The sequence below is a fragment of the Lapillicoccus sp. genome (genome assembly GCF_036559105.1).
Taxonomy (GTDB): domain Bacteria; phylum Actinomycetota; class Actinomycetes; order Actinomycetales; family Dermatophilaceae; genus Lapillicoccus.
On the sequence record NZ_DATBTV010000084.1, the window covers coordinates 21275 to 41311 of the forward strand.

The 20037-nt window shown below is 72.8% G+C and carries 19 protein-coding genes and 1 riboswitch; of the genes, 16 read left to right on the plus strand and 3 right to left on the minus strand.

The features are described from left to right. Position 1: 1 nt before the first annotated feature. The 3 genes from coaBC to VIG79_RS10875 all read left to right on the plus strand — a co-directional run bounded on the left by coaBC (position 2) and on the right by VIG79_RS10875 (position 4763). Complete coding sequence (gene coaBC / locus VIG79_RS10865; RefSeq protein ID WP_331885447.1) at positions 2-1309, plus strand: bifunctional phosphopantothenoylcysteine decarboxylase/phosphopantothenate--cysteine ligase CoaBC; 1308 nt, start codon at positions 2-4, stop codon at positions 1307-1309. Positions 1310-1366: 57 nt separating this feature from the next. Then, entirely contained in the window at positions 1367-2587 is a 1221-nt protein-coding gene (gene metK / locus VIG79_RS10870) for a methionine adenosyltransferase (protein ID WP_331885449.1), read from the plus strand. 127 nt (positions 2588-2714) lie between these two features. Next, positions 2715-4763, plus strand: coding sequence for a primosomal protein N' (locus VIG79_RS10875; RefSeq protein WP_331885451.1), 2049 nt, complete (start codon positions 2715-2717; stop codon positions 4761-4763). Here VIG79_RS10875 and VIG79_RS10880 read toward each other — a convergent pair. After that, positions 4754-5155: a DUF1801 domain-containing protein gene (locus VIG79_RS10880; RefSeq protein ID WP_331885454.1), complete on the minus strand. Its 402-nt coding sequence runs from the start codon at positions 5153-5155 to the stop codon at positions 4754-4756. The genes VIG79_RS10875 and VIG79_RS10880 overlap by 10 nt on opposite strands. 84 nt (positions 5156-5239) lie before the next feature. Between VIG79_RS10880 and VIG79_RS10885 the strand changes: the two genes are divergently transcribed. The 6 genes from VIG79_RS10885 to VIG79_RS10910 are packed head-to-tail and all read left to right on the plus strand — an operon-like array spanning position 5240 to position 10905. Beyond that, entirely contained in the window at positions 5240-6088 is an 849-nt protein-coding gene (locus tag VIG79_RS10885; protein WP_331885456.1) for a hypothetical protein, read from the plus strand. Between the two features lie 57 nt (positions 6089-6145). Beyond that, the gene (locus VIG79_RS10890) at positions 6146-6679 is read left to right on the plus strand and encodes a metalloregulator ArsR/SmtB family transcription factor (protein WP_331885458.1); all 534 of its coding nucleotides are present in this window, start codon (positions 6146-6148) and stop codon (positions 6677-6679) included. Continuing rightward, on the plus strand, positions 6676-7917 hold the full coding sequence (locus VIG79_RS10895; RefSeq protein WP_331885460.1) for an MFS transporter: 1242 nt from the start codon (positions 6676-6678) through the stop codon (positions 7915-7917). Before VIG79_RS10890 ends, VIG79_RS10895 begins: the two co-directional genes overlap by 4 nt. Before the next feature lie 57 nt (positions 7918-7974). Then, the gene (gene def, locus VIG79_RS10900; protein ID WP_331885462.1) at positions 7975-8520 is read left to right on the plus strand and encodes a peptide deformylase; all 546 of its coding nucleotides are present in this window, start codon (positions 7975-7977) and stop codon (positions 8518-8520) included. Continuing rightward, positions 8520-9452: a methionyl-tRNA formyltransferase gene (fmt, locus tag VIG79_RS10905; RefSeq protein WP_331885464.1), complete on the plus strand. Its 933-nt coding sequence runs from the start codon at positions 8520-8522 to the stop codon at positions 9450-9452. The genes def and fmt overlap by 1 nt, the downstream gene beginning before the upstream one ends. Then, positions 9445-10905, plus strand: a complete 1461-nt coding sequence (locus VIG79_RS10910; protein ID WP_331885484.1) for an RsmB/NOP family class I SAM-dependent RNA methyltransferase — start codon at positions 9445-9447, stop codon at positions 10903-10905. The genes fmt and VIG79_RS10910 overlap by 8 nt, the downstream gene beginning before the upstream one ends. A gap of 92 nt (positions 10906-10997) precedes the next feature. Here VIG79_RS10910 and VIG79_RS10915 read toward each other — a convergent pair whose 3' ends face one another. Then, positions 10998-11741: a FadR/GntR family transcriptional regulator gene (locus VIG79_RS10915; RefSeq protein ID WP_331885466.1), complete on the minus strand. Its 744-nt coding sequence runs from the start codon at positions 11739-11741 to the stop codon at positions 10998-11000. A 116-nt stretch (positions 11742-11857) separates the two neighbouring features. Here VIG79_RS10915 and VIG79_RS10920 point away from each other — a divergent pair, with 116 nt between their 5' ends. Genes VIG79_RS10920 through VIG79_RS10935 form a run of 4 tightly spaced genes read left to right on the plus strand, consistent with a single transcriptional unit; the run spans position 11858 to position 15922 of the window. Beyond that, the gene (locus VIG79_RS10920; protein WP_331885468.1) at positions 11858-13342 is read left to right on the plus strand and encodes an MFS transporter; all 1485 of its coding nucleotides are present in this window, start codon (positions 11858-11860) and stop codon (positions 13340-13342) included. 29 nt (positions 13343-13371) lie between these two features. After that, positions 13372-14292, plus strand: a complete 921-nt coding sequence (locus tag VIG79_RS10925) for a dihydrodipicolinate synthase family protein (RefSeq protein WP_331885470.1) — start codon at positions 13372-13374, stop codon at positions 14290-14292. Then, a complete protein-coding gene (locus VIG79_RS10930) occupies positions 14289-15251 on the plus strand; it encodes an ROK family protein (protein ID WP_331885472.1) in 963 nt (320 codons plus the stop codon). Before VIG79_RS10925 ends, VIG79_RS10930 begins: the two co-directional genes overlap by 4 nt. Next, positions 15248-15922, plus strand: coding sequence for an N-acetylmannosamine-6-phosphate 2-epimerase (locus VIG79_RS10935; RefSeq protein WP_331885474.1), 675 nt, complete (start codon positions 15248-15250; stop codon positions 15920-15922). The genes VIG79_RS10930 and VIG79_RS10935 overlap by 4 nt, the downstream gene beginning before the upstream one ends. Before the next feature lie 12 nt (positions 15923-15934). On the opposite strand, the gene VIG79_RS10940 is transcribed toward VIG79_RS10935, so the two are convergent. Next, the gene (locus VIG79_RS10940) at positions 15935-16603 is read right to left on the minus strand and encodes a ribonuclease H (RefSeq protein WP_331885476.1); all 669 of its coding nucleotides are present in this window, start codon (positions 16601-16603) and stop codon (positions 15935-15937) included. A 49-nt stretch (positions 16604-16652) separates the two neighbouring features. Between VIG79_RS10940 and rpe the strand changes: the two genes are divergently transcribed. The 3 genes from rpe to pnuC all read left to right on the plus strand — a co-directional run. Then, complete coding sequence (gene rpe / locus VIG79_RS10945) at positions 16653-17312, plus strand: ribulose-phosphate 3-epimerase (RefSeq protein WP_331885478.1); 660 nt, start codon at positions 16653-16655, stop codon at positions 17310-17312. 105 nt (positions 17313-17417) lie between these two features. Continuing rightward, positions 17418-19031, plus strand: coding sequence for a serine/threonine-protein kinase (locus tag VIG79_RS10950; RefSeq protein WP_331885480.1), 1614 nt, complete (start codon positions 17418-17420; stop codon positions 19029-19031). 83 nt (positions 19032-19114) lie between these two features. Continuing rightward, a riboswitch (FMN riboswitch) is annotated at positions 19115-19245 on the plus strand. Between the two features lie 145 nt (positions 19246-19390). Then, the coding region (pnuC, locus tag VIG79_RS10955) for a nicotinamide riboside transporter PnuC (RefSeq protein WP_331885481.1) at positions 19391-20037 on the plus strand (647 nt) is incomplete at its 3' end.

Below are 20037 nucleotides of genomic sequence, written 5' to 3' on the forward strand. Positions count from 1 at the left end.
GGTGACGACGCAGGGGTGGATCGGCCGGCCGTCCGGAGAGCCACTCCACGTCATCCCCCACGTCGTGCTCGGCGTCGGCGGCGGGATCGCGGCCTACAAGGCCGCCCTGCTGCTGCGGCTGCTGACCGAGTCGGGCCACGACGTCACCGTCGTCCCCACTGCGGCGGCGCTGCGGTTCGTCGGCGCGCCCACGTGGGAGGCCCTGTCCGGCAAGCCGGTGTCGTCCGAGGTCTGGTCCGACGTGTCGCGGGTGCCGCACGTGCAGATCGGCAAGAACGCCGACCTCGTCGTCGTGGCGCCGGCCACCGCCGACCTGCTGGCCCGCGCGGCCGCCGGGCTGGCCGACGACCTGCTGACCACCACCCTGCTCACGGCCCACTGCCCGGTCGTGTTCGCGCCGGCGATGCACACCGAGATGTGGGAGCACGCCGCCACGCAGGCCAACATCGCGACGCTCACCGCGCGCGGTGCGCACATCGTCCCGCCGGCCTCCGGACGGCTCACCGGCGCGGACACCGGGCCCGGGCGGCTGCCCGACGCCGAGGAGATCTTCGCCGTCTGCCAACGTCTGCTGTCGGGTTCGGAGGCGGGAGGACCGCTGGCGGGGCGGCGGGTCGTCGTCAGCGCCGGCGGTACGCGTGAGCCGCTCGACCCGGTGCGCTACCTCGGCAACCGGTCCTCGGGCAAGCAGGGGTATGCGTTGGCACAGGTCGCCGCGGCCCGCGGCGCGACCGTGACGCTGGTCGCGGCCAACACCTCGCTACCGGCGCCGACCGGCGTCGACGTCGTCCCGGTGGGCACGGCGCTGGAGCTCCAGGACGCCGTCGCACAGGCCGCCAAGGACGCCGACGTTGTCGTCATGGCGGCGGCGGTGGCCGACTTCCGGCCCAAGGCCTACGCGGCGGCCAAGATCAAGAAGACCCACGCCGCCACGGTCGACGGCGGACCGGACGAGTCCGCGCCGACCATCGAGCTGGTCCGCAACCCCGACATCCTCGCCGGGCTGGTCGAGCACCGCGGTGCGGCAGAGCGGCCGCTGATCGTCGGGTTCGCCGCCGAGACCGGCGACGAGACCGGCTCGGTGCTCGACCTGGCCCGGGCCAAGCTGGCCCGCAAGGGCTGCGACCTGCTCGTCGCCAACGAGGTCGGCGTCGACAAGGCCTTCGGGACCGACGCCAACACCGTCCACCTGCTGTTCCGCGACGGCCTGCCCGGGTCACCACGCGACCACACGGCCGGCCCGGCCCCCAAGGCGGAGATCGCGGCCGTGGTGTGGGACGGCGTACAGGCCCTGCTCGATCCCCGTTAGACTCGCCCGCGGTTCGGGGATCCCCACCCCTTTCGCAACGTCAGCCAGGAGATCTGAGTGTCCGCACGCCTCTTCACGTCCGAGTCCGTCACCGAGGGACACCCGGACAAGATCTGTGACCAGGTCAGCGACGCGATCCTCGACGCGATGCTGTCGCAGGACCCTGGCGCGCGCGTCGCCGTCGAGACCATGGTCACCACCGGGCTGGTCCACGTCGCCGGTGAGGTGACGACCGAGGCCTACGTCGAGATCCCGTCCATCGTCCGCGAGACGGTGCTGGGCATCGGGTACGACTCGTCCACCAAGGGCTTCGACGGCGCGTCGTGCGGCGTCGAGGTCTCGATCGGGCAGCAGTCACCGGACATCGCGCAGGGCGTCGACACCGCCTACGAGAGCCGGACCGGCACCGTCGACCCGCTGGACAAGCAGGGCGCCGGCGACCAGGGCCTCATGTTCGGGTATGCCTGCCAGGACACCGCGGAGTACATGCCGCTGCCGATCTACCTGGCCCACCGGCTGGCCGAGCGGCTCACCGCCGTCCGCAAGAGCGGCGACCTCGCCTACCTGCGGCCCGACGGCAAGACCCAGGTCACCATCGCGTACGACGGCGACAAGGCGGTCAAGCTTGACACCGTCGTGCTGTCGACCCAGCACGCGGCTGACGTCTCGCTCGAGGCGCTGCTCCAGCCCGACATCCGGGAGCACGTCATCGCGCCGGTGCTGGCCGAGCTGGCCGAGACCGGAACCGAGCTCGACACGTCCGACTACCGGTCCCTCATCAACCCGACCGGCCGGTTCGAGATCGGTGGCCCGATGGGCGACGCCGGCCTCACCGGACGCAAGATCATCGTCGACACGTACGGCGGCATGGCCCGGCACGGCGGCGGCGCGTTCTCCGGCAAGGACCCGTCGAAGGTGGACCGGTCCGCGGCCTACGCGATGCGCTGGGTGGCCAAGAACGTCGTAGCGGCCGGTCTGGCCAAGCGGTGCGAGATCCAGGTCGCGTACGCCATCGGCACGGCCAAGCCGGTCGGGCTCTACGTCGAGACGTTCGGCACCGAGACCGCGCCGGTCGACCGGATCCAGGACGCGATCACCACGGTGTTCGACCTGCGCCCGGCGGCGATCGTCGACCAGCTCGACCTGCTGCGCCCGATCTACAAGCCGACCGCCGCTTACGGTCATTTCGGGCGCACGTCGGCCGACGGCATCGAGAACCCGTTCACGTGGGAGCAGACCACGAAGGTCGAAGCCCTGCAGGCGGCCGTCCGCGGCTGACCCATCCAGGTCCACGTCCCGGTGGAGGTATAGCCGAGCGCCCTAGCGCTCGCCTACCTCTCCATCCGGGTGAGGGGCGGGAGGAGGGGTCCCGGCCGCGTCGCCCACGTCTGCTAGACCTGCGCGCGTGACCGCGGACCAGCTGAGCGACGGTGTCGATGATGTCGACGACCGCGGCGACGTCCACGCGGTCGCGCTGCCGGTCGCCGGGGTCGTCGTCGACACCGGGCTGCCCCATCTGGACCGGGTCTTCGAGTACGGCGTCCCGGCCGAGCTGTCGGAAGACGCCCAGCCGGGGAGCCGGGTCCGGGTCCGGTTCGCCGGGCGTGACCTGGACGGGTTCGTCATCGAGCGCCGGGCCCGCGCCGACCACCCCGGCCGACTGGCCGAGATCCGTCGCGTGGTCAGCCCCGAACCGGTGCTCACGCCCGAGATCCTGACCCTGGCCCGCGCCGTCGCCGACCGGAACGCCGGTGTGCTCGGTGACGTGCTGCGCCTGGCGGTCCCCAAGCGCCACGCCGCCGCCGAGCGCGCGCTCGACAAGGCCGGCCGGGCCATGAGTCCACTGGTTCCCGCGCCGGAGCCCGGACCCTGGTCCGGCTACCCGGCCGGGGAGGCCCTGCTGCGCCGAATCGGTGCGGGCGAGGCGCCGGCGGCCGCCTGGATGGCCCTGCCCGGCCGGTCCGCCGAGGAGGACTGGCCGGCCGCGCTGGCGGTCGCCGCGGTGAGCGCCGTGGCCGCGGGCCGGGGAGCCCTGGTCGTCGTCCCGGACCACCGCGACGTCGACCGCGTCGATCGCGAGCTCACGGCGCGGCTGGGCCCGGGGCAGCACGTCAGGCTCACCGCCGACCAGGGTCCGCAGGCCCGATACACCGCGTGGCTCAAGGTCCGGCGCGGACACGTGCGCTGCGTCGTCGGGACCCGCGCCGCCGCCTTCGCCCCGCTGCACGACCTCGGCCTGGTCGCGTGGTGGGACGACGGGGACGACCTCCTCGAGGAGCCCCGCGCGCCGTACCCCCACGTCCGCGACATCCTCACGCTGCGCGCCGAGCAGTCCGGGGCCGCCCTGGTCGCCGGTGGGTTCGCCCGCAGCGTCCCGGTCCAGCAGCGGATCGAGGAGGGCGCGCTCGTCGCGGTGCAGCCGACGCCCGACGCGGTGCGGTCCGCGGCCCCTCGCGTCCTCGTGGCCGGCGACGACCTCGACCGCGCCGGTCCCGCCGCGCTGGCCCGGCTTCCTCCGCTCGCATGGCGGACGGCCAAGGCGGCGCTCGACCGGGGTCCCGTCCTCGTGCAGGTGCCACGGCGCGGCTACCTGCCCTCGCTCGCCTGCCAGCACTGCCGCGAACCGGCCCGCTGTGCCACGTGCCACGGGCCGATGGGGATGTCGGCCGGCGGCTCGGTGCCCACCTGCCGCTGGTGCGGGGCGACCTACGGGCCGCAGGGCTTCGTGTGCCCCGAGTGCGACGGTCGCGAGCTGCGCTCGACCGTGGTCGGCGCCCGTCGCACCGCCGAGGAGCTCGGCCGGGCGTTCCCCGGCGTCCCGGTGCGGACCTCGGGGTCGGGCGAGGTGCTCGCCTCGGTGGGTCCCGAACCGGCCCTCGTCATCGCCACCCCAGGTGCGGAGCCGGTGGCCGAGGGCGGGTATGCCGCGACCCTCCTCCTCGACGGCTGGGCCCTGCTCGACCGTTCCGGGCTCGACGCTGCCGTGGAGGCGCTCCGCCGGTGGGTCGGAGCGGCAGCTCTCACCCGACCTGCACCGGGTGGCGGGGTCGTCGTCCTGGCCGGCACCCCGACGCATACGACGATCCCGGCGGTCGAGGCCCTGGTCCGCTGGGACCCTGCCTGGCTCGCCTCGCGCGAGCTGGCCGAACGCGTCGAGCTGGCTCTGCCCCCTGCCGTGACGATGGCCCAGGTCGTCGGCCCACGAACGCCCCTCGTGGCGGCGGTCGACGCGGCCGGGCTCCCCGAGTCGGTCGAGCGCCTCGGTCCGCTCCCGTTCCGAGCCGCGGCTGCGGCGACGACCGGCCCGGCCCTGGTCCAGGTGCTCCTCCGGGTTCCCCGCGACCAGCACCTCGACCTCGCGCACCACCTGGCCGCGATGCGCGCCGAACGCTCGGCCCGCAAGGAGCCGGAGTCGGTCTCGGTACGGATGGACCTGGCCGACGGTCAGGGCTGAGCCTTGAGCCTCCGCCAGCCGCCCGCCCGGTTGTCGGCGACGATCTGCCGGAACATCGCGAGCAGGGCGGCCCGGTTGATGGCCTCACCCTCGCGAACCCCGACCGTCCGCGCCGTCTGGTTGTCGTGACCGGCCGTGATGATGCCCTCGGGGTCGGGCACGATCCCGCCGTCATAGAGGAACACGTTGACGTGGTCCTTCGCCGCGAGCAGCGCGCAGATGTTGCCCCGCAGCACGAAGTACGGCTGTACCGTGCGCTTGACCGTCTCCTCGACCTCCGGGTCCGCCTCGTGCACCAGGTCTCGCACCTCGTGACAGATCGCCTGCTGCCATGGCGGCAGCGCGTCGATGTACGCGTCGACGCGGGGGTCCTTCACGTAGGCGGCGGGCATACGCCAACCTAACCCGCCCTCGTCGCCCGCCGGCCTGGACAATGACCCCGACGGACCCCGACGGACCTCGACCAGGAGGGTCAGATGCTCGCCTTCGGAGCGGTGCTGCTGTCGGCGGTGTGCTCCGGCACGGCGACGATCCTCCAGGCCGGTGTCGTCCGGCGGCTGCCGACCGCCGACCACTTGGACGCGGGGCTGCTGCTCCGCCTGCTGCGACGTTCGGCCTACCTGGCCGCGCTCGGGCTGCTCGTCGTCGGCCTGCTGTTGGCGATGTTCTCGCTGCGCAGCCTGCCGCTCTACCTGGTGCAGGCCGTGCGGTCGTCCAGCCTCGGGGTGACCGCGCTGCTGTCGGTCCTCGTCCTCAAGCAGCGACTGCTCTGGTCGGAGCTCGCCGCGGTCGTCGCGGTGGGCGTGGGGATCGTCCTGCTCGGCCTGACCTCCGGGCCGCAGGAGGCCGCCGAGGTCGGCAACGCGGTCCGGTTCGGGATGCTGGCGGCGGTGGCCGTGCTCGGTCTCGTCGCGGTCCTGGTGGCGCGGCAGCCACCGGGGATGCGGTCCGGCGTGGCCCTCGGGGTGATCGCCGGCCTGAGCCTGGCCATCCTCGTTCTCGGGGCGCGGATCCTGCGCGGCTACGGGCCGCTCACCCTGCTGGCCGACCCCGCGGCGTGGGCGATGGGCTTCGCCGGCCTCCTCGGCCTGCTCGTCTCGGCCACCGCGCTGCAGCGGGCCTCGGTCGTCACGGCCACCGCCGCGACCGTCGCCACGGAGGCGGTGGCGGCGGCCATCCTCGGTCTGGTGGTCTGCGGCGACCGGCCGATGCCCGGCGACGAGGCGTATGCGGTCGCCGGCTTCGCGCTCGCCCTGGCCGGCGCGCTCGGGCTGTCGCGGTTTGGGGCGCCGGCGGAGGAGGAGGTGGCCGGACCGCGGACGTGAAGGCACCTCCCCAAGAGATGTTTGACGGATCGGGTGAGCCGCGGCATACTCCCCAACATGTCTTTGGCGGATGAACGATCCGGAGTCCGCAGGCTGCGCGCGACGGCGCATCCCGTCCGGCTCGAGATGCTGTCCCTGCTCACCGGTGCGGAGCTGAGCGCCGCCGAGGTGGCCCGGGAGCTCGGCATCACCCAGGCGAACGCGTCGTACCACTTGCGCCTGCTGCGCACCGCCGGCCTGCTCGAGGAGGCGGGCCAGGAGAAGGTCAACGGCGGCACGGCCAAGCGGTACCGCGCGCTCTGGGACCGGCAGCAGCCGCGCGACCCGGACCACGCGGACGCCGACGCCGAGGCCGAGATACGGGCCATGTTCGACGTGGGCGCGTCCCGGCTGGGCCAGCGCCGCCGGGGCACGCCGGGCCACTACACCGACGCGGCGCTCTGGGTGGAGCCTGAGGTGTGGGACCAGGTCCTCGAGCGGCTGACCGAGGCCTCCCGGTTGATGCACGAGTCGGCGCGCCCGTCGCGGACGGAGGGCACGCTGCGCGCGAACCTCTCGGTCTTCGCGTTCTGGCTCGAGGAGGACCGGTGACCTGGGGCGAGGCTGTCAGCGTCCTGCGGGAGCGGCGGTTCGCGTGGTACTTCGCCGCCCGGACCGTCTCCACGGCCGGTACCGCGATGGCGCCGGTGGCCCTGGCCTTCGCGGTGCTGCACCTCACCGACTCGGCCGGCGCACTGGCGCAGGTGCTCACGGCGCGGACCGCCGCGATGGTCCTCTTCCTCCTCGTCGGCGGCGTCGTCTCCGACCGGATGTCGCGGACCACGGTCCTGCAGCTGGCCCACGCGCTGACTGCGGTAACCCAGGGAACGGCCGCCGCCCTGGTCATCAGTGGCCACGCCGACCTCTGGATGATCACCGGCATCGAGGCGGTCAACGGCGCCGCCTCGGCCTTCACCTTCCCGGCGATGGCCGGGATCGTCCCGCTCATCGTCGACCGGACCCGGCTCCAGCCCGCTAACGCACTGCTCGCGTTCTCGCGCAGCGGCCTCACCGTGATCGGCCCGGCCGTGGCGGGTCTGCTGGTCGTCACCGTCGGACCGGGGTGGGCGCTGGCCTTCGACGCGGGAACCTACCTGGTGGCGATCCTCTGCCTCTGGCCGGTCCGGCTGCCTCCACGTGACCCGGCGCTGGCTCCCGAACGCACGTCCATGTTCGGCGAGCTGCGCGACGGCTGGTCGGAGTTCTCGTCCCGGACCTGGCTCTGGGTCGTGGTGGTCGTCTTCGGGCTGCTCAACGCCATCCAGTTCGGGGCCCTCGGGGTGCTGGGCCCGTTGGTCTCGAGCCGGGCACCCACGCTGGGCGCCGGCGGGTGGGGGCTCGCGCTCAGCGCCGAGGCGGTCGGCACCGTCGTCGCCACCGTGCTCATGCTGAGGATCTCGGTGCGGTACCCGCTGCGGGTCGGCATGATCGCCATCGCCGCGATCGCCGTGCCGATCGTCATGCTGGGCCTGTCCCCGTCCACGTGGCCCCTGGTGTTCGCCATGTTCGTCGCGGGGTCGGGCACGGAGCTGTTCGGCGTCGGCTGGGCGACCGCGATGCAGGAGCACATCCCGGAAGCGGTCCTGTCGCGGGTCTCCAGCTACGACGCCCTCGGGTCGTTCGTCGCGATGCCGTTGGGATCATTGCTGTTCGGCCTCCTCGCCGACCGGTTCGACCCCGAGCCGGTGCTCGTCGTCAGCGGCATCGTGTACGCCGTCCTGGCCCTCGGCACGTTGCTATCGGCCTCCGTCCGGAACCTGGAGAACGAGGTGGTCCGCGACCGTGCCTAGACTTGGTCGCCGCGTCGCCCCCGCCCAGCGCATACCCGTGAGGAACCCACACCCGCCGTGTCGATCAAGGACATCCGCCTCTTCGGTGACCCCGTCCTGACCACTCCCGCGATCGAGGTCGTCACCTTCGACCGGGAGCTGCGTCAGCTCGTCGCCGACCTGACCGACACCATGGTCGACGCGCCGGGTGCCGGACTCGCGGCGCCCCAGCTCGGTGTCGGCCTGCGGGTGTTCACCTGGCACGTCGACGGCGAGCTCGGCCACCTGGTCAACCCGGTGCTGCAGCTGTCCGAGGACTGCCAGGACGGCCCCGAGGGCTGCCTGTCCTTTCCCGGGTTGAAGCAGGACGTCCGCCGGGCCGCCCGCGCGGTCGCCACGGGGTTCGACATGTACGGCGAGCCGGTGACCGTCGAGGGCACCGAGATCCTCGCTCGCTGCCTCCAGCACGAGACCGACCACCTCGACGGAATCCTCTTCGTCGACCGGATGGACCCCGCCACGCGCAAGCTCGCGATGAAGGCCGTGCGGGAGGCGGAGTGGGCCGGCGGGACGGTACCCACGGTCCGGCTCAGCCCACACGCGACCTTCGGTCGGGGCATGTAGTGCGGCTGGTCTTCGCCGGTACTCCTGACGCGGCGGTGCCCAGCCTCGACGCGCTCGCGAGGTCGACACACGACGTCGTCGCCGTGGTGACGCGGCCGGATGCGCCTGCGGGACGGGGACGTTCGCTCGTCCCGTCACCGGTTCGCGTCCGCGCGGAGGCCCTCGGTATGCGGGTGCTCACTCCGTCGACGGCCAAGGACCCGGCGTTCCACGACGACCTGCGCGCCCTAACTCCCGACGCCTGCCCGGTGGTCGCGTACGGCGCCCTCCTCCCGCGCGCGGCCCTCGACATCCCCCGCCACGGCTGGGTCAACCTGCACTTCTCGCTGCTGCCCGCCTGGCGCGGTGCGGCGCCGGTGCAGCGTGCGGTCATGGCCGGGGACGACGTGACCGGCGCGTCGACGTTCCTCATCGAGGAAGGCCTCGACACCGGTCCGGTCCTCGGCACGATGACCGAGACGGTACGGCCCACGGACACGGCGGGCGACCTGCTGGGCCGGCTCGCGGTCGCGGGCGCCGGGCTCCTCGTGGCCACGATGGACGGTCTCGAGGACGGCTCCTTGTCCGCGAGACCGCAGCCGGCGGAAGGGGTTTCGCTCGCGCCGAAGATCACCGTCGAGGACGCGCGCATCGACTGGTCCCGGCCGGGCTTCGTCGTCGACCGTCTGGTCCGAGGCTGCACGCCGAACCCCGGTGCGTGGACGACGTTCCGCGGCGAGCGGGTCAAGGTCGAGCCGGTGACGCCGGCCGACAACCCGGCGAACGGCCCTGCGGGGACCGTGGTGGTGACCAAGCGGGACGTTCACATCACGACGGGGTCCGGGAGCGTCCGGCTCGGCGTCGTCCAGGGTCACGGAAAGAAGCCGATGCCGGCGTCGGACTGGGCGCGCGGCCTGAGGATCGAACCCGGTGAGCGGTTCGGAGATGCCTGACCGGCGACCGCCGCGGCGTCGGTCGGCGCAACGGCCGGCCGAGCGGGGCCGGCGGTCCGACCCGGTGCGGCTCGCCGCCTACACGGTGATGCGGGCGGTCGACGACGGCGCCTACGCGAACCTCGAGCTGCCGAAGGTGTTGCGGGAGAGGCGGATCGACGGTCGCGACGCGGCGTTCGCGACCGAGCTGGTCTACGGCGCCACGCGGATGCGCGGGTTCTACGACCGGGTGGTCGAGGTCGCCGCGAAGCGACCGGCCGCGGAGATCGACAGTGCGGTCCTGGACACGCTCCGGCTGGGGGTCCACCAGCTGCTCGGTATGCGGGTCGCGACCCACGCCGCGGTCGACGAGACCGTGGCCCTGGCCCGACAGGTCAACGGGATCGGCGCGTCCGGGTTCGTCAACGCGGTGATGCGTCGGGTGTCCGAGCGGGACATGGAGTCGTGGCTGGACGAGGTGGCCCCACCGGGGACGGAGCCCCTGGCGGCGATGGCCGTGCGGACCAGCCACCCCGAGTGGGTGGTCCGAGCGCTGCGACAGGCCCTGCTGGGACACGGCAGCGCCACTGCCGACGACGTGGACGCGCAGCTCGACGCGCTGCTCGCAGCGGACAACGCGCCGCCGCGGGTGACGCTGGTGGCTCGCCCGGGCCTGGCCGACGTGGCCGAACTGCTCGGGGAGGGCGCGACGCTCGGCCCCCTGGCCCGGACCGCGGTGGTCCTCGACCACGGCGACCCGGGGTCGATCCCGGCCGTACGCGAGGGACGAGCCGCCGTGCAGGACGAGGGGTCGCAGCTGGTCGCCCTGGCCCTCGCCGCGGCGCCGGTCGAGGGCGGCTCCGGCCGGGAGCGCTGGCTCGACCTGTGTGCCGGCCCGGGCGGCAAGGCCGGACTGCTGGCTGGCCTGGCCCTGGAGCGCGACGCCGACCTGGTCGCCAACGAGGTGAACCCGAACCGAACCGACCTGGTCCGCCGGACGCTGGCCGCCGTGATGGCCCGGGGCCGCCCGGGTCAGGTCACCGTCCGCACCGGCGACGGCCGGGTCGTGGGTGCGGCCGAGCCCGACGCGTACGACCGGGTGCTCGTCGACGCGCCCTGCACCGGTCTGGGGGCGCTGCGGCGCCGGCCCGAGGCGCGGTGGCGTCGCCAGCCCTCGGACGTGCCCGGTCTCGCGACCCTGCAGCGCGAGCTGCTCACCAGCGCCCTCGACGCGACCCGGCCGGGCGGCGTCGTCGCCTACGCGACCTGCAGCCCGCACCTCGGGGAGACTCGGTTCGTCGTCTCGGACGTCGTCAAGCGCCGCCCCGACGTGGAGCTGGTCGACGCTGCCGAGCTGTTCGTCGACCGGGAGGGCGAGCCGATCAAGGGCACCGGGGACGCGCCGTTCGTCCAGCTCTGGCCCCATCGGCACGACACCGACGGGATGTTCGTGGCCATGCTCTGCCGTCGCTGACCGCTTCCAGACGCCCGCTGTTCCCAGTTTAGGGCCGGCCGGACTTCCGAAACTGGCAACAGCGGGCGTCTGGAAGCGGGAAGCCCCGGGGATCAGCCGGCCTGGGCGTGCGCGTCGAGCATGTGGCGCATCCGCCGGCGCACCGGGATGTAGTGCTCCCGGATCGCCTCGGCCACCCGGGCCGGGTCACCGCCGTCGACGGCGTCGAGAATCGCCACGTGGGCGTCGGCCGTCTCGACGAGGTCGACCGGCGGGCCGAGCAGCTCACCGGCCATCGAGTGGACGTCCCAGAACGCCCCCGTCAGCTGTACCGCCAGGGCGTTGCCGGTGGTCTCGACGAGGAGCCGGTGGAAGTCGCGGTCCTCCTGCTGGAACTCCTCGCCGCGCACCGCCTTCGCGCGCATCGCCGAGGTGATGTCCCGCATCGCGGCGGCCGCGTCCGGCGTGAGCCGCGCGACGATCAGGGAAGAGAGGCTGGTCTCGATCAGCTCGCGGATGTCGATGAGGTCGGCGAGGACGTGCTGGCCGTCGTCGGGCTGGAGCATGCTGCGGAAGGCGAGGGACTGGACCAGGGCGTCGAGGCTCATCCGTCCGACGTAGGTGCCGTAGCCGTGGCGGACCTCGACGATGTCGAGCGCCGACAGCGTCTTGACCGCCTCGCGGACCCGTGATCGGCTCACCTTCAGGCGGTCGCTCAGCTCGTGCTCCGTGGGCAGCGGGTCGCCGGGCCTGAGGTGGTTCGCGACGATGTACTCCTTGATGCGGTCGCCGACCGACGCCTCGCGCCACGGCCCCGAGTCGGACCCGGGAACCAGGGGGACCGGGGACGTGGTCATCAGGCCCGCCTCTCTCGTCTCGTCAGCCGAGGCCTTGCGCCTCGACCGATGGCAGTCTATCGTGATCGTCGGACATAGGACATCAGACATCCGACAAGAGTCAACGAGGACCCACCATGACTGATTCGACCCTCCGACCGACCAGCGGGCTGCCGTGGTACCGCGAGATCTCGCCCCGTCAGTGGAAGGCGTTCGTCGCCGCCTGGCTGGGCTACCTGCTCGACGGCTTCGACTTCGTCATCATCACGCTGGTCCTCACCGAGATCATCAAGGAGTTCAACCTCAGCGCGGTCGCCGGTGCCGCGCTGATCTCCGCCGCTTTCGTCTCGCGCTGGTTCGGCGGTCTCGCCCTGGGGGCCTGCGCCGACCGGTTCGGGCGCCGCAACGCGATGGTCGTGTCCATCGTGCTGTTCTCGGCGGGGTCCGTGCTGTGTGCGCTGGCCCCCGCATACTGGGTGCTCTTCGCCGCCCGGATCATCATCGGGCTGGGCATGGCGGGTGAGTACAGCTCGAGCTCGACCTACGTCATCGAGTCATGGCCCCAGCACCTGCGCAACAAGGCGTCCGGCTTCCTCATCAGCGGCTTCTCGATCGGGTCGGTGCTGTCGGCCCAGGCCTACCGGTTCGTCGTCCCGGCGTTCGGCTGGCGGGCGCTGTTCGCCGTCGGGCTGGTCCCCATCGTCGTCGCCCTGTGGCTGCGTCGCTCCCTGCCGGAGTCCGAGGACTGGACCCAGGCGAACGAGCAGCGCGCGGCCAAGAAGGCCGCAGGCGCGGCCCACGGCGTGGACATGTTCACCACCCTCTACAAGGGCCCTCGCGCCGCCCTCAACATCGTCCTCTCGGTCGTCACCTTCGCCGCCCTGCTGCTCATCTTCACCAAGACCGTCTCGGACGGAGCCCTGGTCGCCCTGCTCGCCATCGTCTGCGCCGCGGTCTTCGCCGCCTTCATGGTCCAGTTCGAGCGTCGGCGCTGGCCCACCGGGATCATGCTGATGATCACCGTCTTCACGGCCTTCCTCTACTCCTGGCCGATCCAGTCGCTGCTGCCGACCTACCTCAAGACCGACCTGCACCTGGACCCGGGCGCCGTCGCCGACGTCCTGTTCTTCGCGGGCTTCGGTGCCGCGGTGGGCTGCGTCGTCGCGGGGTTCACTGGCGACCGGTTCGGTACGCGGCGCGCCTACTGGGTGAGCCTGCTCGTCTCCGAGGCCCTGATCTTCCCGGTCTTCATCGTCGGGGGCGGCAACCTGTTCCTCCTCGGCCTGCTGTTGTTCCTCCAGCAGATCTTCGGGCAGGGCATCTCCGGCCTGCTGCCGAAGTGGATCGGCGGCTACTTCGCCGTCGACAAGCGGGCCGCCGGTCTCGGCTTCACCTACAACGTCGGCGCGCTCGGCGGGGCGGTGGCCCCGATCCTCGGCGCCAGCCTGGCCGCATCGATGACCCTCGGAACCTCGCTGGCCGTGCTGTCCTTCGGCCTCACGGCCGTCGTCATCGTGCTCCTCGCGGTCAACGCGCCGCGGCTGGCGCAGAAGGTGCTCCGTCCGGACGCCCTCTGGGAGTCCGACGCCCACGACCGCATCCCTCAGCGGGTCAGCGCGTGAATATCCTTCCTACCGAAAGAGACTCGAGTATGCGTACCATCCGCGGCGGGGTCGTCCCGCCGGTCGTCACCCCACTCACCGAGGACCGCCGGTTCGATGTTGCATCGTTCGAGAACGTCATCGAGCGGATGCTCGCCGCGGGCGTGGACGGGATCTTCGTCCTCGGGTCCACCGGCGAGGTCGCCTTCGCGACCGACGAGCTACGGAGCCAGGTGGTCAGCGAGGCACGTCGCATCGTCGGCGACCGCGCCCCGCTGCTGGCCGGCGTCATCGACACCCAGACCGATCGCGTCCTCGACCAGGTGCGGCGAGCCCAGGACGCCGGCGCCGACGCCGTGGTCGCGACCGCGCCGTTCTACGCGGTGACCCACACCCCCCAGGTGACGCGGCACTTCGAGATCCTCGGCGCGCAGTCCGAGGTCCCCGTCTTCGCCTACGACATCCCGGTGTGCGTCCACACCAAGCTCGACGCCGACATGCTGGTTGCGCTGGGCCGGTCCGGCGCGATCGCCGGGGTCAAGGACTCGTCGAACGACGACATCGGCTTCCGTCGACTGGCGCTGAAGAACGCCGACGCCGGCGAGCCGCTGGTCCTGTTCACCGGCCACGAGTTCGTCGTCGACGGCGCCTACCTGTCCGGCGCGCACGGGGCGGTCTCCGGGCTGGCCAACGTCGACCCCGAGGGCTACGTGCGCCTGCACCGCGCCCACCTGGGTGGCGACGTCGCGACGGTCCGGGCGGAGCAGGACCGGTTGGCCCGCCTCATGGAGATCTGCCTGGCCCCGCGCGAGACGACCGGCTGGGGCTCCGGGGTCGGGGCGTTCAAGACCGCCCTGATGCTCCTCGGCGTCATCGCCAGCAACCAGCTTCCGCAGCCGTTCGAGGGCCTGGCCGCCGCGGACGTCGACGCGGTCAAGGCGATCCTGGCGGAGGTCGGTCCGACGTCGTGAGCGGCGCCAGCGCAGTCGCGGTCGACATCGGGGGGACCAAGACCAGCGCCGCCCTCGTCGACGAGGGCGGCCGGGTCGCGTCGACGTCGACCGTGGCGACACCGGCCGCGGCGGGCTCGGCGGCGGTCGTCGCCGCGGTCGTCAGCCTGGTGAGGTCACTGGCCGCCGAGGAGGCGGCCCGCTCCGGCCGGCGGCCGGTCGGCATCGGCATCGGCTCCGCCGGCGTCGTCGACACGGTCAGCGGTTCGGTCGTCGCCGCCACCGACCACATCGCCCAGTGGGCCGGTACGCCTCTCGGCCCGCTGGTCGCCGAAGCCACGGGGCTGCCCACCACGGTCGTCAACGACGTCCACGCCCACGCGGTGGGCGAGTTGGTCGGCGGGGCGGGCCGCGGATGCGAGAGCGTGCTGCTCGTCGCGGCCGGCACCGGGCTCGGCGGCGCGTTCGTCCTCGACGGCCGGGTCGTGACCGGGGCGCGAGGGGCGTCCGGTCACCTCGGCCACGTCCCGTGCGCCGAGGCGGCGGGTCTCCGCTGCGCGTGCGGTGCTACCGGCCACCTCGAGTGCGTCGCATCGGGAGGCGGCGTCGTCGCCATGGCGCGGGCCCGAGGGTGCGACGTCGCCGATGCGAGGTCGGTTGTTCGACTCGCGGAGCAGGGGAGCTCGACGGCTCGTGAGGTGCTGGACCTCTCGGCCGACGCCCTCGGCGCCGCGATCGGGGGATGGGTCAACACGTTGGACCCCGAGGTGGTCGTCGTCACCGGAGGACTCTCGGAGGCAGGACCCCGGTGGTGGGAGCGGGTGCGGGCCGCCGTGGACGGCGAGCTGGTTGCGGCCACCCGTGGCTGCCCGGTCGTCCCGGCGGTGCTCGGGCGGGAAGCGGCCCTGGTCGGAGTGGCCACGCTGGTCCTCGGCCGCGGCGCCCCGTCTCTCGACGCGATGACCACGGTGCTCTCGTGACCTCGGTACTGGAGCGACTCCGTGGCGGCCTGGTCGTCTCGTGCCAGGCCTACTCGGAAGAGCCGATGCGACACCCTGACACGATGGCCCGCATCGCCGAGGCGTGCGTCCTCGGTGGCGCGGTCGGGATCCGGGTCCAGGGCCTCGACGACGTGGCCGCGACCCGAGCGAGGGTCGACGCCCCCGTCATCGGGCTCTGGAAGGACGGCCATGCGGACGTCTTCATCACCCCGACGTTGGGTCATGCCCAGGCGGTCAGGGATGCCGGTGCCGACGTCGTGGCGCTCGACGGCACCCGTCGGACGCGTCCGGACGGGCTCACGCTCGCCGAGACGGTCGCCCGGCTCACGGCGTCGGGCCCGGTGCTGGTGATGGCGGACTGCGGCTCGGCCGACGACGCGCTGGCCGCTCGGGACGCCGGCGTCGACGTGGTCGGGACGACCCTGGCGGGCTACACCGGTGAGCGGTCCCACGGCGACGGCCCCGACCTGGAGCTCGTGGGGCAGCTGTGCGCCCTCCTCCCCGACGTGCCCATCGTGGCGGAGGGACGTTACGCCACGCCGGACCAGGTGCGAGCGGCCCTGGACCTCGGCGCATACGCCGTCGTCGTCGGCACCGCCATCACGCACCCGACCACCCTGACCGCCGGCTTCGTCGCCGCCACCCGCTGACCCCCGCGGCCGTCACCCGGCACGGAAGAGCTGGGACTGGGCCACGGCCAGGCCGTCGACGATGTCGTTCATCGTGTCGCCGGAGTGGCCCTTGACCCACCGGAAGGTCACGTCGCCGCGGTCGTTGACCAGCTCGACCAGCGGCTCCCAGAGGTCCCGGCTCACGACCGGCTTCTTCTGCGACGTCATCCAGCCGCGCGACTGCCAACCACGCCACCAAGCGTCGCGGAAGCAGTTGACGACGTAGGTCGAGTCGCTGACGACGACGAGCGGGCTGTCCTCGAGGGCGCGTACCGCCTCGAGCGCCGCCTGGATCTCCATCCGCTGGTTGGTCGTCGCCGGGTGGCCGCCGGAGGCCTGGCGCCCGTCGGCCACGGCCCACGCCCAGCCGCCCGGTCCCGGGTTCCCGGAGCACGCACCGTCGGTATAGACGGCGGTTGCGCCCTCCGGCAGCGGGGGATCCACACGACGCGGCTTCGCCGCACTCGTCGACACGGTGACCGCCCGCTTCGCGACCGGTGCCGCCGCGGGCGTCGCCCCCTCGAACAGCCCGGCCTGGACCGGCTGGGCGCACGCCTCGTGCACCCAAGGACCGCTCTTGCCGCCGGTGGAGACGATGACGTCTCCCACACGGACCGGACGGGCGCACGCGCCGCACGTCGTCGCATACCGGGCCTGCACCGGACGACCGTACCCAGTGCCGCCCGAGCGCTGCTCCTAGGGTGGGTCCGTGCAGATCTCGCCGAGCATCCTGTCCGCCGACTTCGCGAACCTGCAGGCCGAGCTGGACGCGATCCGCAGCGCCGACTGGGCGCACGTCGACGTCATGGACAATCACTTCGTGCCGAACCTGACCCTCGGGCTGCCCGTCGTCGAGTCGCTCGCCAAGGTCAGCCCGGTACCCCTCGACTGCCACCTCATGATCGACGACCCGGACCGATGGGCCCCCGGCTACGTCGAGGCCGGCGCCGAGTCGGTGACGTTCCACGTCGAGGCGGCCGCGGACCCGCGCGGCGTGGCCCGGACGCTGCGTGGCCTCGGCGCGCGAGCGGGTATGGCGATCAAGCCCAACACCCCCTGGGCGCCCTACGAGGACCTGCTGCCCGACCTCGACATGGTGCTGGTGATGACCGTCGAGCCAGGCTTCGGTGGGCAGTCGTTCATGGCCGACCAGATGCCGAAGGTGCGGGCGGTCCGCGAGTCGGTGCGACGGTTCGGCGGCGAGGTGTGGATCCAGGTCGACGGTGGGGTCAGCGCCGCGACGGTCGAGCAGTGCGCCGAGGCGGGCGCCGACGTGTTCGTCGCGGGGTCGGCGGTCTACGGCAAGGACGACGTGCCCGCCGCGATCGCCGAGCTGCGCGCTCTCGTGGCGGCCCACGCCCACCCCTGAGACGGGGGCCGGTGGTCACGAACCGGTCGCGGGGAGTGTGGGGCCGGCGTCGCTGGGGCATGGGTCCCCCAGCCTTGGGGAACGTCGTACACGAAGGGGGGCCCAGTGGAGGCGCCGAACGGCCTCGTTGCGGGCCGGTACCGGCTCGTCCGACTCATCGGACGAGGCGGCATGGGCGCGGTGTGGGAGGGGTGGGACGAGCGGCTCCGACGGCCGGTCGCCCTGAAGATCCTCCACGCCCCGCAGGGTGCGGGCACCGAACCGCCCGAGCTGGTGGCCCGACGGGCCATGCGGGAGGCGCGGCTCGCTGCTCGGCTGCACCACCGTCACGCGGTGACGATCTACGACGTCGTCGAGCACGAGGGTCAGCCGTGCCTCGTCCTGGAGCTGGTCCCCTCGCAGCCCCTGTCGGAGATCCTCAGCGAGCTCACCACCCTGCACGAGCAGGAGACGGCCACGCTCGGCGCGCAGGTGGCCTCGGCGCTGGCCGCCGCCCACGCGGCCGGCATCGTCCACCGCGACGTCAAGCCGGCCAACATCCTCGTGGCCGACGACGGCACCGCGCGGATCAGCGACTTCGGCATCGCCCACGCCATCGGGGACAGCACGGTGACGTCCACCGGCATGCTGACCGGCACGCCGGCCTACCTCGCGCCGGAAGTGGCCCGGGGCGCGGAGTCCGGGTATGCCTCCGACGTCTTCTCCCTCGGCTCGACGCTGTATGCGACGCTCGAGGGCCGGCCCCCGTTCGGCCAGGCGGCGAACCAGATCGGCCTGCTTCACCGCGTCGCCGAGGGACACGTCGAGCCCCCTCAGCACGCCGGTGCGCTCACGCCGCTGCTGAGGCAGATGCTCTCGACCGACATCGGGGCCCGGCCCACCATGGCCGAGGTGGCCGACCGGCTCCACCGGTTGTCCACGGACCCGGAGGCGCCGCTGCTGGCCGGGGTGCAGACGACCGCCGTGGATGGCGTCGTCGTCGACGACTCCGCGACCGGGAGCTCCGGTGGTGTCCGCGTCGGTCCGCCCATCTCCTCCTCGACGTCGCGCCGCCGCCGCCGGGTCCTCGGCCTCGTCGCTCTCCTCCTCCTGGCGGCGCTGGTCGTCGCCGGGTTCGTGCTGCTGCGGCCCGGTGCCGGAAACGACTCTGCGGCTCCGCCCGGGGTGCAGGACAGTCCGAGCGCGTCGTCCACCACGTCCGAGGTCACGGGGACGGCGACGGCCTCCGCCCCGGCGCAGACCCCCGCCGCCTCCCCGTCGGCCGCTGCGCCGTCACCGACGGCGGCGCCATCGACGGCGGCGCCGCCGGCGTCCGTGGCGCCGACCGCACCCGCGGCCGGCAGCGGCACTGCGCCGCCCACGGCCGGCGGGGGCGCATCGCCCGCCGTCGCCGGTACCCCGACCGCTGCCCAGCTGGCCGGCGCGATCTCGCACTACTACGGCCTGATCCCCGGCAACCTGGACGAGGCGTACGGGCTGTTGACGACCGACTACCAGACCCGGGTCGCCGGGGGACGCCAGGCGTACCAAGGGTTCTGGGACGGCTTCTCGAAGGTGACCGTGACCGAGGTGGCGGGGTCGCCGCCCTCGACGGCGACCGCGCTCATCACCTACACGACCAAGGCCGGTGCGGTGATCCGCGAGCGCACGACGTTCGGCCTGGTCAACGACGGGGGGGTCCTCAAGATCGCCCGGTCGACGGTGACCAGCCGGTCGTGACCACCGGCTCGGCCAACAGCCGGCATACCCGAGTGCCGTAGATCACGCGCGCCACGTCGCGGGCCGCGTGCCATACTTCGAGCAGACGTGCTCCGGGGTCGGTGTAACTCCGAACCGGCGGTGACAGTCCGCGACCCGACCGCAGCCAGCGGCCGGTGGACCTGGTGGAACTCCGGGACCGACGGTGAAAGTCCGGATGGTAGGCAGCACGTACGAGATCGGTGACCCGCCCAGCCAGGTGCGCTGGAGGCGTCGTCGGTCTCGACGGCGGTACGTCGCGCCGTAGGTCGTCCCGGAGCTCCGCCCACAGGGTTTGAGCACGAGGGACCACCTCGGACGACGACAAGGAGTCACCCACCATGGACCTGTTGCGTTGGCTGTATGAGGCCAGCATCCCCATCGCCGGCTACGAGCTGCACTGGCTGGAGCTGATCGGGGTCCTGTTCGGTCTCGGTTCCGCGATCGGTGGGCTCCGTCGCCGGGTCTGGGCCTGGCCGGTCGGCATCATCGGGAACGTCCTGCTGTTCTTCGTCTACATCACGGTGACGTTCGACCAGGCCGACGGACGCGCCCCGCTGTTCGGCCAGTCCGGCCGCCAGATCTTCTTCATCATCACCAGCATCTACGGCTGGTGGCGCTGGAACGAGGTCCGCAAGCTGAACCAGCACGGTGCGGACCAGCCGGCCATCACGCCGCGCTGGGCCACCACGCGCGAGCGGGTCAGCATCGGCGTGTTCTGGCTGGTCGGCGTCCTCGTGGTCCAGCAGGTGTTCGCGACGATCGGCGCCAGCTGGCCCGCGCCTCGCTGGTACTTCTGGTGCGACGCATGGATCTTCGTCGGCTCCATGGTCGCGACCTACGCGATGGCCCGCGGCTGGAACGAGTTCTGGCTGGCCTGGATCGCTGTGGACATCGTCGGCGTGCCGCTGCTGGTCCACTCCGGCTACATCCCCACGGCGGTCCTGTACGCCTTCTACTCCGTGTTCGTCATCTATGGGTTCGTCGC